We start from the raw sequence: 13126 nt of genomic DNA, 5'->3' as shown, positions 1-13126 counted from the left end.
ATTTGTCATGATTAACCTGCCCCGCGACCGCATGGATCAAGTCGTCAAGCGTTTCGAGATGCTCGAAGCGCAGATGTCGGCCGGCCCGGCGCCGGATGCCTATGTGAAGATGGCCTCGGAATATGCCGAGCTTCAGGACATGGTGGCCAAGGTTCGGGCGCTGCGCTCGGCCGAGCACGAGCAGGCCGATCTCGAGGCGATGCTCGCCGACAAGGGCACAGACGCCGAGATGCGGGCACTCGCCGAAGCCGACCTGCCCGGCGTCGAGGAGCGCATCGAAGGGTTGCAAAAGGACATCCAGATCCTGCTTTTGCCCAAGGATGCGGCCGACGACAAGAACGCCATCCTCGAAATCCGCGCCGGTACCGGCGGTGACGAGGCGGCACTCTTCGCGGGCGACCTGTTTCGCATGTATGAGCGCTATGCCGGCGAACGCGGCTGGCGGTTCGAAACGGTGTCGGCCAGCGACGGCGATGCCGGCGGTTTCAAGGAAATCATCGCCACCGTGTCGGGCAAGGGCGTGTTCGCCCATCTGAAGTTCGAATCCGGTGTGCATCGCGTGCAGCGCGTGCCGGCAACCGAGGCCAGCGGCCGCATCCACACTTCGGCCGCCACCGTTGCCGTGCTGCCGGAAGCGGAAGAGGTCGACATCGAGATCCGCGCCGAAGACATCCGTATCGACACTATGCGGGCCTCGGGTTCCGGCGGGCAGCACGTCAACACCACCGATTCGGCGGTCCGCATCACGCATTTGCCGACTGGCATCATGGTGGTGCAGGCGGAGAAGTCGCAGCACCAGAACCGGGCGAAGGCCATGCAGATCCTGCGGGCCCGGCTCTATGATCTGGAGCGCGGCAAGGCTGACGAGGAGCGTTCCGAATCGCGCAAGTCGCAGGTCGGCTCCGGCGACCGCTCGGAGCGCATCCGTACCTACAATTTCCCGCAAGGGCGCGTCACCGACCACCGCATCAACCTGACGCTCTATAAGCTCGACCGGGTGATGATGGGCGAGCTCGACGAAATCGTCGACGCGCTGATCGCCGATCACCAGTCGAAGCTGCTGGCTGATATCGGCTTCGATGGCTGATCCTCTGCCCGAGGCGCTGGGGCCGCTGCTGCGGGAAGCGCGGGCCAGGCTTGTGGCCGCCGCGGTCGAGGATCCGGCGCTCGATGCGCGGCTGATCGTCGAACATTTTTCCGGCACGACGCGCACGCAGGCCATTGCCGACCCCGAACGCAAGGTCGACCGGAACGCCATCGCCGCGATCGACACCGCCCTGATGCGGCGGGTCGGTGGCGAACCGGTGCATCGCATCCTCGGCTATCGTGAATTCTACGGTTTGCGCTTGTCGCTGACACCCGACACGCTGGAGCCGCGGCCGGACACAGAAACGCTGATCGAGGCGGTGCTGCCATTCGTCAAGGCAACGGCCGCACGGGAGGGCACATGCCGCATCCTCGACCTCGGCACCGGGACGGGCGCGATCGCCTTGGCGCTGCTGAGCGTGGTGCCGACCGCAACCGCCACTGGTGTCGACATCTCCGACGGCGCGCTGGCGACGGCGACCCGCAATGCCGGGCAATTGGGGCTCGGCGGCCGGTTCACGGCACTGCGGTCGGATTGGTTCGAAAAAGTTTCTGGCCGATACCATGTAATTGCCGCAAACCCTCCCTATATAGCATCACAGGACATTGGAAATCTGCAGGACGAAGTTCGCGATTTCGACCCGCACCTTGCCTTGGATGGCGGTGTGGATGGACTGGTCCCCTACAGGATCATCGCTGCCAAGGCGGCAAGGTTTCTGGAAGCCGAGGCCAGGATTGCGGTCGAGATCGGCCACACGCAACGCAACGAGGTCAACGACATATTTCGTACAGCCGGCTATGCCGCCGGCGAGGTGTTTGGCGATCTCGGTGGAAACGACAGGGTTCTTGTCTTTCAACGGGGAAAGCCTTGACGCGGTGCGAAAAAACCGCTTGGCAATGCCGGGGAATGCGGCTAGGGTCGCCTCAACCGGATGAGACGAAGCAGGCAGTGCTCTTAGCGATTCGGTTTCCTTGGAAATAGCTGCCTTCTTGCGCAAACGACGCCCAAGCTTCGTGCGGGAATCGTCCGGCAAGTGATGTAACCGGAACAGGATGGCACGTGGCGCCAACGCAATCGATGCGGGCGAACGCCGGTGAAGAAACGAAACGGCTGGCTGCATGAGCGCCTCCGTTCGTAACGAGTTTTCGAAAATTTCAAGATGAAGAGAGTCGAATGAGGCCACAACAGCAGAACAGGCGCATGCGCGGTCGCAACAATAGTGGCGGCGGCGGTGGCAACAACAATAACAACAACCGCAAAGGCCCGAATCCGCTGACGCGCAATTACGAGAGCAACGGCCCGGACGTGAAGATCCGTGGATCGGCTCAGCAGATCGCCGAAAAATACGCCACCCTTGCCCGTGATGCGCAAAGCTCCGGCGACCGGGTCATGGCGGAGAACTATCTCCAGCACGCCGAACACTACAATCGCATCATTGCCGCCGCGCAAGCGCAGATGCCGATCCAGAACGTCCAGCAGAACCGTGACGACTTCGACGATGACGGCGACGAGGACCGTGACGAGTTCGACAATGCCGGCAACATCGGGGCTGGCAACAGCGGGGCCAGCAACAGCGGAGCAAGCAGCGGCGGAGCAAGCAGCGGTGGCAACACCATTTCCGATCCGCAAGTTCCAGTGATCAACCATGGCGCCGGTCCGCAGCCAGTGATCGAAGGCATGCCGGCCGAGGTCGCGCTCAACCGGGAAAGCGGCCGCGACAATCGTGACAATGGTGGCCGTGACAGTGGTGGACGCAACAATGGCGGTCGCCATCGCGATCGCCGCCCCAATGGCGGTTATGGCCAGAACGGCCAGCGCGATTATGCTTCGTCCGCCGAGCAAGGCGGCCAGCAGCAGCGCAACGAGGCTCCGGGACAGGCTGAGGTGCAGGCAGAGCCCGCTTCGCCAGCCGAAACCGCCGCGGCGGCCGAACCGGCTCCGCTGTTCGAGAATTTTTCGCCGGCCGGTCTGGCCGCCCAGGCCGAGCTCAATGAGGCGGCAGCCGAGAGCGGCGCCGCTCGCCGCCCGCGGCGTCCGCGCCGCCCGCGCGCCAATGCCGACCAGGGAGACGGCGGCGGCCGCAATGCGGATGCCGGCGAGGTGGCCGCGGCCCCTGCCGACAGCAGCGGCGCCGAGCCCGTGATCTCAGACATCGACAACTGATCGAACAGCACTTGAAGACGTTGAACGGCGGGGAGAAATCTCCGCCGTTTTCGTTTTCTAGCGCCCGTGGAATATTATGCGTTGACCGACATCAAAGCGTCTTGAGACAGCATGGCCTATGCACCATATCTCGGCTGAACAGGATCCGGCTCGAATGGGCGGGTCCGTCACCGCAATCTGATCCGGTGCCGCAAAGCGGGCCGGTGATGGAAGGAGACAGATATGAATCTTGAGAAATACTCCGAGCGCGTGCGCGGCTTTATCCAGTCCGCGCAAACAATGGCGCTCTCCCGCAATCACCAGCAATTCACCCCCGAACACATCTTGAAGGTACTCGTCGACGACGATGAGGGCCTAGCCGCGTCGCTGATCGAGCGCGCCGGCGGCAATGTCCGCGACGTCAAGCTCGGTGTCGAGGCGGCACTTGAGGCGATGCCCAAGGTGGAAGGCGGCAATGGCCAGCTCTATCTGGCGCAGCCTCTGGCCAAGGTGTTCTCGACCGCCGAGGAACTGGCCAAGAAGGCCGGCGACAGCTTCGTCACCGTCGAGCGGCTGCTGCAGGCGCTTGCCATGGAAAAATCGGCCAAATCAGCCGAAATCCTGGCCAAGGCCGGCGTCACCGCGCAGGCGCTGAACCAGGTCATCAACGATCTCCGCAAGGGCCGCACCGCCGATTCGGCGAGCGCCGAGCAGGGCTATGATGCGCTGAAGAAATACGCGCGTGACCTCACGGCTGATGCCCGTGCCGGCAAGCTCGATCCGGTCATCGGCCGTGATGACGAAATCCGCCGCACCATCCAGGTGCTGTCGCGCCGCACCAAGAACAATCCGGTGCTGATCGGCGAGCCCGGCGTCGGCAAGACGGCCATCGCCGAAGGCCTGGCGCTGCGCATCGTCAATGGCGACGTGCCGGAATCGCTGAAGGACAAGCAGTTGATGGCGCTCGACATGGGCGCGCTGATCGCTGGCGCCAAATATCGCGGCGAATTCGAGGAGCGGCTGAAGGCCGTGCTCTCGGAAGTCACTTCGGCCAACGGCAGCATCATCCTGTTCATCGACGAAATGCACACGCTGGTCGGTGCCGGCAAGGCGGATGGCGCGATGGATGCGTCCAACCTCCTGAAGCCGGCCCTGGCGCGCGGCGAACTGCACTGCGTCGGCGCGACCACGCTCGATGAATACAGAAAACACGTCGAAAAGGATCCGGCGCTGGCCCGCCGTTTTCAGCCCGTCTTTGTCGACGAGCCGACGGTCGAGGACACCGTCTCGATCCTGCGCGGCCTGAAGGAAAAATACGAGCAGCACCACAAGGTGCGCATCTCCGACTCGGCGCTGGTGGCGGCGGCGACGCTGTCCAACCGCTATATCGCCGACCGTTTCCTGCCGGACAAGGCGATCGACCTCGTCGACGAGGCTGCCTCGCGGCTCAGGATGCAGGTCGATTCCAAGCCCGAGGCGCTGGACGAGATCGACCGCCGCATCATGCAGCTCAAGATCGAGCGCGAGGCGCTGAAGGTCGAGAAGGACGAGGCCTCGAAGGATCGGCTTGCCCGCCTGGAAAAGGAACTCGCCGGCCTCGAGGAGGAATCGACCGAGATCACCGCCAAATGGCAGGCCGAGAAGCAGAAACTCGGGCTTGCCGCCGACTTGAAGAAGCAGCTCGACGAGGCGCGCAACGAGCTGGCCATTGCCCAGCGCAAGGGTGAATTCCAGCGCGCGGGCGAGCTTGCCTATGGCAAGATTCCGGAACTGGAAAAGAAGCTGAAGGAGGCCGAGGCCCAGGACGGCAAGGCCGGCATGGTCGAGGAAGTGGTCACCCCCGACCACGTCGCCCATATCGTGTCGCGCTGGACCGGCATTCCGGTTGACAAGATGCTGCAGGGCGAGCGCGACAAGCTGCTGCGCATGGAAGACGAGATCGGCAAGCGGGTCGTCGGCCAGGGCGAGGCGGTGCAGGCCGTCTCCAAGGCGGTGCGGCGTGCCCGTGCCGGCCTGCAGGATCCGAACCGTCCGATCGGCTCGTTCATGTTCCTCGGACCGACGGGCGTCGGCAAGACCGAGCTGACCAAGGCATTGGCCAGCTTCCTGTTCGATGATGAGAGCGCCATGGTGCGCATCGACATGTCGGAGTTCATGGAGAAGCACTCCGTCGCCCGGCTGATCGGCGCGCCTCCGGGCTATGTCGGCTATGAGGAAGGCGGCGCGCTGACCGAAGCGGTGCGGCGCCGGCCCTATCAGGTCGTGCTCTTCGACGAGATCGAGAAGGCGCATCCGGATGTCTTCAACGTGCTGCTGCAGGTGCTCGATGACGGCCGGCTGACCGATGGCCAGGGCCGCACCGTCGACTTCCGCAACACGCTGATCATCATGACGTCGAACCTCGGCGCCGAATATCTGGTCAATCTCGGCGAAGACCAGGATGTCGACGCCGTGCGCGACGAGGTGATGGGCGTGGTGAGGGCGCATTTCCGGCCGGAATTCCTCAACCGCGTCGACGAAGTGATCCTGTTCCATCGGCTGCGCCGTCAGGACATGGACCGCATCGTCGAGATACAGCTCAAGCGGCTGGAGAACCTGCTTGTCGATCGCAAGATCGCGCTGTCGCTCGATCACGACGCGGTCGAGTGGCTGGCGTCCAAGGGCTACGATCCGGCCTATGGCGCCAGGCCACTGAAGCGGGTGATGCAGAAGGAACTGCAGGACCCGCTGGCGGAGAAGATCCTGCTCGGCGAGATCCTCGATGGCTCGACGGTGAAGGTCACCGCCGGTTCCGACCGGCTGAATTTCCGCTCGAAGCCGACTGTCGTCGCGACCGAGGCGGCGGCCTGACCGATGCATGTCGCCCAAAACCGACCTTGGTTTTGGGACAACGACATGCATTAAAAACAAAGATCTGAAGCGCGTCGTGCTTCGGAGTGCCGCGCGCCCAGTTTGGGCGCGCGGCGTTTTTCATAGCTAGACTAGCATGGGGCGCGGATGACGCTGGACGACTACAACGACTTCTGCGCCTCTCTGCCTGCCACGAACCATGTCGTGCAGTGGGGTGGCGCCCATGTCTGGAAGATCGGGACCAAAGTCTTTGCCATTGGTGGCTGGAACGAAGGCGCGCAGCTCTTCGTCACCTTCAAATGCTCCGACATTGCCTATGACGTGCTGAAGGAACAGCCGGGCTTGCGGCCCGCGCCGTATCTTGCCTCGCGCGGCATGAAATGGATCCAGCGTCAGACAAGCCAGAGCATGGATGATGAGGCGTTGCAGGACTATCTGCGCGAGAGCCACCGCCTTGTTGCGCTCAAGCTGACGAAGCAGGCGCGCAAGGAGTTGGGGCTTGGCGCAGGCTAAAGCGCGTCTCGTGAAAACGGAGTCATGCGACGCCCTTTAGGTTCTTTGTTTTGATGCATGCCGTTCACCCAAAACCGAGGTCACCTTTGGGCGACATGCATTAGCTGATATTCCCAGAGGTGCCGGAAAACCGCCATCTTCATGCCCGGTTCATGTTGGAACCATATTGTGGATAGCTGGTTTGCTGGCGAAGGGGTTCGCCTCACAGGGACAACGCCGGGCGACGGCAATCTACGGACCGGAGAGTTTTGGCCACCATGTTCCGCATGATCTTCGTCTTTTCGGCCCTCGCAGCCGGGATGCTTTCTTGCGGCGCGCTCGCGGCGCCGATGCAGGACAATGCACCGAGGGTTAGCCGCACCGCCAGCGGCGGTGGCATCCTTGTCGCCCAGGACGGCAATCTCGATATTTACTATGACGCCAGGGGTAATCGCGTCATCGTTGACGCCGATACAGGCAAGGTGATCGCCATCCAGCCGCCGCAGACGAGGCTCGACCGGCGCGCGCTGCGCCGCGATACAAGACTGCGCGAGTTGGGCCGTGCCCCAGCCGACGATGACCGCTACTATCTCGACGATCCGCAAGACATGGCGCGGTTCCGCCGCAAGCAGTTGGAAGAAGAAGGCCGGGTCATCCCCCCGCCGGCGGACGAGGCCGACCCCTATGGCGACAATTCGGTTGAAGCCTATCCGCCTTCGCAGCAGGATGACGGCAGCTACGACAACACTTATCCCGAGGCGCCGCAGCCGGCAAAGCCGCCCACCATCCAACGCCAGCCGCTCGATGAGGCCTCGATAGAACCGGCCCAGCCGGGCCAGCCCGAACTGCAGCCGGCCAATCCGGAAACGCAGACGTCCCTGCCGCCGGACACCGGCGGCAAGGCCACCATCGATCCGTCGCTGTCGCTCGGCGCGCGGCAGGACGTGGCGGCGCTGCAGGTGCTGCTCGACCGCGGGGGCGCTTCGCCGGGGGTGATCGACGGGCGCTTCGGCTCTAACGTCGACAAGGCCTTGGCCGCCTACAACCAGATCACCGGTAGCAATCTGAAATCGACCGACGCGGTCGGCATCCAGGCGGCCCTTGCCCAGACCGGCGGCGACGCTTTCGCTTCCTACACGATCACCCCCGAAGACGCGGCTGGCCCCTATGTAGCCTCGATCCCGGAGGACTACAGCCAGAAGGCCAAGCTCGACCGCATGGGCTACACCTCCGTCACGGAAGCGCTCGCCGAGCGCTTCCACATGGATGAGACCTATCTGAAGTCGATCAACAAGGGCCTGGACTTCAATCGCCCCGGCACCATCATCAAGGTCGCCAATTTCGGCAAGCTGGTGTCAACGCCAGTCGCGCGTATCGTCGCCGACAAGGCCAAGAAGGAAGTGTACGCCTACGATGCGGACGGCAAGCTGGTCGCAGCCTATCCCGCGACCATCGGCTCGGCCGACACGCCGTCGCCCACCGGGATACACACGGTGTCGCGTGTCGCGCTCGACCCGAACTACACCTACAACCCGAACATCAATTTCAAACAAGGCCAGAACGACAAGATTCTCACCATTCCGCCAGGTCCCAACGGACCTGTCGGGTCGGTTTGGATCGCCTTGGACAAACCGACCTACGGCATCCACGGCACGCCAGACCCATCGAAGATCGGCAAGACCGAAAGCCATGGCTGTGTGCGCCTGACGAACTGGGACGCGCGCGAGCTCGCCAAGTTGGTGTCGCCAGGCGTCACCGTGGAGTTCGTCGGGGGATCTTCAGCCGATGACTTTGCGCAGCAATGAGCCGCGCAGCGCGGCGGCATAGATCAGCTGCACCACCAGAATGAAGCCGACGCTGAGCAATGGGGTGACCAGGCAGAGCGCGGCGCCGATTGCCCACAGGATCTGCGCCTTGACGATGCGCAGATAGACCGTGCGCTTTGCTTCAGCGTCGACGTCTTCCGCGACAAAGCCGTTCTTCTCCGCGTAATGCCAGCTGGCGAACAGCGTGACGCCGAGCATCAGCAGGTTGAGCCAGTAGACCAGCACCGCGGTCCTGAATTCGAGGAAGTCCGCCAGAAGGTCGGTCGAGAACGGCAGCAAGGCGATAAAGGCGAGAAAGCAGAGGTTCAGCGTGGCAAGCCGCCTGTCGGACTTGGCGATCAGCCCATGCTGGGCCTGCTGGCCGAACCAGAAGATCGTCAGCGTCAGGAAACTCAAGGCGTAGGTCAGGAAGCGCGGCGCCAATGCCGCGATCGCAGCGAGCAGATCATGCTCGGAATGGATCGTCTCATGCGCGGGCACCCTGATCTCGAGCACGATCAGTGTGAGCGCGATGGCGAAGACGCCGTCGGTGATGCCGACAATGCGGCCGCGTCCCTCCGCCGATGCTTCGAGTGGACGCTTCATAGATTTCTCCCCGCTTGCGGCTCTCCGGAACTTAGCATGACTGCCGCCGTTTGCATCCGGTGCGGCGCGACCCTGCCCAGTTGGCTGGGTTCAGTGACTGCGAGCCGCTGGCCGGTTGTTGCCGACACACCGACGGTCTAAGCAATGTGTCATGCATTCACCAGATAAAGCCTCCGCAATCCCGCTGACCAGTCCGGTCACGAACGGAACTTTCTGTCCGCCTTCGCAGCGGCGATACGTGCTGGTTGCGGCGATCCTGGCTTCGGCGCTCGGCTTCATCGACGGCTCGATCCTGGCCATCGCCATGCCGGCGATCCGCGTCGATCTCGGTGCCAGCCTTGCCGCGGCACAGTGGATTTCCAATGCCTATGCGTTGACGCTCTCGGCGCTGATCCTTGCCGGCGGAGCCGCCGGCGACCGGTTCGGGCTGCGCCGCGCCTTCGTGGCCGGCATTGCGCTGTTCGTCGCGGCCTCGCTTGCCTGCGCGCTGGCGCCGAACGCGATCGTGCTGATCGCGTTTCGCGCCCTCCAGGGCATTGGCGCGGCGATCATGGTGCCGGGCAGCCTCGCCATCATCGCCAAGGCCTATCCGAAAAAAGAGCGGGGCCGCGCGATCGGCATCTGGGCGGCGGCCTCCGCGCTGACCACCGCGCTCGGCCCAGTACTCGGCGGCCTGGTGCTCTCGGCTTTCGGCGATGGCATCTGGCGGGCGATTTTCGCCGTCAACCTGCCGCTTGGCCTGATCTCGATCTATCTCCTGCTTGCCAAAATTCCGGCCGATGAGCCGACTGAGAAACGCAGCCTTGATCTGGGCGGCGGCGGGCTTGCGACACTGGCCTTCGGCGCGCTCGCCTATGGGCTGACCTCGATGAGCGCCAGCGGCGGGGGCCACATGGCGGGACCGAGCATTGCCGCCGGCGCTGTGCTGCTTGCCGTCTTCATCCTGTTCGAGCAGCGGCAACGCGAGCCGATGATCGATCTCAGCCTGTTTCGCATCGGCGCTTTCGCCGGCGCCAATGCGGCGACCTTCTTCCTCTATTTCGCGCTGTCGGCCAATCTCTTCTACCTGCCGATGCTCATGATCGCCGGCTGGGGTCTGAGCACGGCCGAAGTCGGCTTCATCTTCCTGCCGCTGTCGGCATCGATCGCGCTTCTGTCGGGACCTGTCGGACAATTGTCGGACCGGATCGGACCGCGTTTCCCGATCGCCTGCGGCAGCCTGATCGTGGCTTTCGCCTTCGCCGGACTTGCCCTGCTCACCCATGCCGGCATCCATCATTTCTGGACCGGAACATTTCCACTGATGGCGCTGATGGGGCTCGGCATGGCGCTGGTCGTGTCGCCATTGTCGACCGCGATCATGACGGCGGTGGAAGACAAGGACACGGGGGCCGCTTCCGGGATCAACAATGCCGTCTCGCGCATTGGCGGCCTGATCGCGGTGGCGGCGATGGGGTCGCTGGCGGCCTGGGTCTACGCCAAGGCACTGGATGGGAATGCGATTTCAAGCGTGCCCGGCTTCGGCGAACCGGCACCGGCCGGCTTGGCGCCTGCGCTCGATGCGGCAAGGCTCGCCGCCAGCGACGCAGCCTTTTCGGCTGTCTCCTCGGTGACGGCGCTGCTTTGCCTGGTTTCGGCCGTGACCGCATGGACAACGATTCCCGGCGAAGCGCTGCCGTGGTCGCGGCGCGCAGAAACCAGGCAGGACTGAAAGCGAAGGCTCAGCCTTCGATCTTGGCGCTGGCAACCTTCAGCGAATTGCCATCTTCCTGCTTCAAGAGATCGTCGATGCGCTCGCGCTCGCGCTTGAAGGCGACGAGGTCATCGCCTTTAAGCACCTTGCCGACCGGCAGGCGGACACGCATCGGATCGACCTTGGTGCCGTTGACGATCAGCTCGTAGTGAAGATGCGGGCCGGTGGCGAGGCCGGTCTGGCCGAGATAGCCAATGGTCTGGCCCTGGCGGACGCGCACACCCGGCTCGATACCTTTGGCAAAGGCGCTCTGGTGATTGTACGACGTCTCGTAGCCATTGGCGTGACGGATGATGATCTGTTTGCCGTAACCGCCGGCCCAGCCGACCTTCTCGACGACACCATTGCCGGCGGAGATGATCGGCGTGCCGATCGGGGCTGCCCAGTCGACACCGGTATGCATGCGGACATAGCCGAGGATCGGATGCTTGCGTGCGCCGAAGCCGGAGCGGAATTTCCCGGCAGGCAGGGGATTGCGCAGCAGGAACTGCTGGGCGCTCGAGCCGTCCTCGTCGAAATAGTCGGTGCTGCCATCCTGCATCTGGAAGCGGTAGAAGTTGCGCGTCGTGCCGCCAAATGTCGCCGAGACGTAGAGAAGTTCGGAATTGTCAGAGGTCTGGTCATCGCCGTCGGGCTGCGAGAACAGCACTTCGAGGCGGTCGGAGGGGTTGAGGCGGGACTGGAAGTCGACGTCGGATGCCAAGAGCTTGATCAGCCGTTGCGTCATCGCCTTGGACATGCCGTAGGAATAGGCGGCGCGGTAGATGCCGTCATAGACATTGGGCAGATTGCCGCGCACCACCACCGGCCCCGACGAATCATCGAAGGCCGTCAGCAATTCGGGATTGGTTTCGGGCTCCTGCGCCGGCACATACTGGCCACGATCGTCGAGCGCGATGGTGACGATGTGTGTGGTCTTGTCGTAGATGCTGGCGCGCACGACCTTGGCGGCGTCGCCATGGACCTCGAGACCAACGCGCAACACGGTTCCGGCTTTGAGCGCCGGCGCGTTCAAGAGCTTGGCGATCGCCTGGGCCATGCCAATGGCATCTTCGCCCGTATAGCCCGAATCGGCGAAGGCCTCGGCGATGTCGAGATCCTTGGTGAAGGGGATGATTTCCTCGGCAAAAGCCGGTGCCTGATCGTCGACATTGGCGCGCGGCGCCACGGAGACGTTTTCCGGCACGATCTTCACGTCATAGGATCCGGCCATGCTCTCGGCAAAGGCTTCGCCGAATCGTTGCGGGTCGACATAGTGGAGTGAAGCGACCTGCACGGCGCCCTCGCTGAGGTCAGTGCCGGCTTCGCGCACGACTTTCTCCACCTCGTCGGCCGACAGGTCGCTCTTTTCGTCGAACGAGGCCGTCTCGATGGGGAAATCGACGGTCTTCAGGCTCATCTCGCTTTCGACCTTGGCGCCGTAGATCTGGCCGGAGGCCGCGGAGGCCGTCGCCTGCTGCGCCGGAGCGTCGTCGCCGTCGTCGCCGAACACCTGCATCGGGTCGAAAGGCGGGTAGGGGCGGCTTGTGGTGTGGCCCGCGGCGAGCGCCATCTTGATCTGCACGAAAGGCATGGTGTGGATGACGTCGCGGTCGCCGATCTTGGTGACCATCGACACTTCCATGCGGCGGCGGTCCTTGGCCTTGGCAATCTGACGCGGCGCCACCAGCCTGGTCGTCTTGGCCACCTCACCGGAATCGCCGTTGCTGGCAAGGCCGATCAGTTCCGCGATCTCGGGTGGGGTCGCCAACTGCTGGCGCCCGTCAAGGGCGGCGAACAGCGCCACGCCCATCAGCACGCTCGATGTCACGCCAGTGAGGAAAGTGCCCGACAGCCAGCGTGCGGAAACCTCACGCCGATCGGGCGGGCCGCTGCGGCCGTCCGCGATAAGCGGTGGCTCGTTGCCGAGTTCGGCTATGACATCTTCCGTGTCTGGCATCCAGAAAGGCTGCTTCTTCCCCGAGCGGAACGGCTTGTCGCTTTTGTTGTGGCCATGACATTTGCCTGTCACGGCAGGTTAAGTCAACGAAGCCTCAGGCCCCAGTCGAATTCCCTTCTCGCACCTCTTATAGAGCCTTCTGTAAAAGGGCGGCATGCCTTCTCTTATATAAGGCGCGTCGCGCACTCCCATGCGAGGCTCTTAAAAGAGGCCATTGCACTGCTGTGCTACGCCCTCTTTTGTTGGCCTTGGTGTCGAACGGCAATGCGGCGGCAATAGGGCTCCTTCGGAGCTGCCTCCTCGCATTATCCCCAGTTCCCTTGGGGCAGCCGGCTATCGACAATGCGAGCGCGAAATTTCTGTCGCAAAAAGTTCAAAAACTTGGTCGAGTGGTGTTGACAGTTCTGGTTGGTGGCGACTATATACGCCTCACGAACGAGGGCGGTGCGCCG

9 protein-coding genes are annotated in these 13126 nt (G+C 63.5%); 7 read left to right on the top strand and 2 right to left on the bottom strand.

What is annotated here, in order from left to right:
- Positions 1-7 precede the first annotated feature (7 nt).
- The 6 genes from prfA (at position 8) to FJ958_RS11730 (ending at position 8376) form a co-directional block, all read left to right on the top strand.
- Positions 8-1087, top strand: a complete 1080-nt coding sequence (gene prfA, locus FJ958_RS11755) for a peptide chain release factor 1 (protein WP_140742691.1) — start codon at positions 8-10, stop codon at positions 1085-1087.
- Positions 1080-1958, top strand: coding sequence for a peptide chain release factor N(5)-glutamine methyltransferase (gene prmC / locus FJ958_RS11750; RefSeq protein ID WP_140742689.1), 879 nt, complete (start codon positions 1080-1082; stop codon positions 1956-1958). The genes prfA and prmC overlap by 8 nt, the downstream gene beginning before the upstream one ends.
- A 302-nt stretch (positions 1959-2260) precedes the next feature.
- Positions 2261-3250 (top strand): DUF4167 domain-containing protein, encoded by a 990-nt coding sequence (locus FJ958_RS11745; RefSeq protein WP_140742687.1) that lies wholly within the window; start codon positions 2261-2263, stop codon positions 3248-3250.
- Between the two features lie 222 nt (positions 3251-3472).
- On the top strand, positions 3473-6079 hold the full coding sequence (gene clpB, locus FJ958_RS11740; protein ID WP_140742685.1) for an ATP-dependent chaperone ClpB: 2607 nt from the start codon (positions 3473-3475) through the stop codon (positions 6077-6079).
- Between the two features lie 147 nt (positions 6080-6226).
- Positions 6227-6592 (top strand): MmcQ/YjbR family DNA-binding protein, encoded by a 366-nt coding sequence (locus FJ958_RS11735; RefSeq protein ID WP_140742683.1) that lies wholly within the window; start codon positions 6227-6229, stop codon positions 6590-6592.
- A gap of 257 nt (positions 6593-6849) precedes the next feature.
- Complete coding sequence (locus FJ958_RS11730) at positions 6850-8376, top strand: L,D-transpeptidase family protein (RefSeq protein ID WP_140742681.1); 1527 nt, start codon at positions 6850-6852, stop codon at positions 8374-8376.
- On the opposite strand, the gene FJ958_RS11725 is transcribed toward FJ958_RS11730, so the two are convergent.
- The gene (locus tag FJ958_RS11725; protein ID WP_140742679.1) at positions 8350-8982 is read right to left on the bottom strand and encodes a TMEM175 family protein; all 633 of its coding nucleotides are present in this window, start codon (positions 8980-8982) and stop codon (positions 8350-8352) included. The two genes, FJ958_RS11730 and FJ958_RS11725, sit on opposite strands and share 27 nt — an antisense overlap.
- Before the next feature lie 151 nt (positions 8983-9133).
- Between FJ958_RS11725 and FJ958_RS11720 the strand changes: the two genes are divergently transcribed.
- Positions 9134-10693, top strand: a complete 1560-nt coding sequence (locus FJ958_RS11720) for an MFS transporter (RefSeq protein WP_140742677.1) — start codon at positions 9134-9136, stop codon at positions 10691-10693.
- A gap of 10 nt (positions 10694-10703) precedes the next feature.
- Here the strand turns inward: FJ958_RS11720 and FJ958_RS11715 are convergent, their stop codons facing one another.
- Positions 10704-12674, bottom strand: a complete 1971-nt coding sequence (locus tag FJ958_RS11715; protein ID WP_181176374.1) for a M23 family metallopeptidase — start codon at positions 12672-12674, stop codon at positions 10704-10706.
- Positions 12675-13126: the final 452 nt, after the last annotated feature.

This window comes from Mesorhizobium sp. B2-3-5 (assembly GCF_006442395.1).
Classification (GTDB): Bacteria; Pseudomonadota; Alphaproteobacteria; order Rhizobiales; family Rhizobiaceae; genus Mesorhizobium.
Note: the sequence above shows the minus strand (reverse complement) of the source record. Positions and strands in the feature narration are given on the sequence as shown.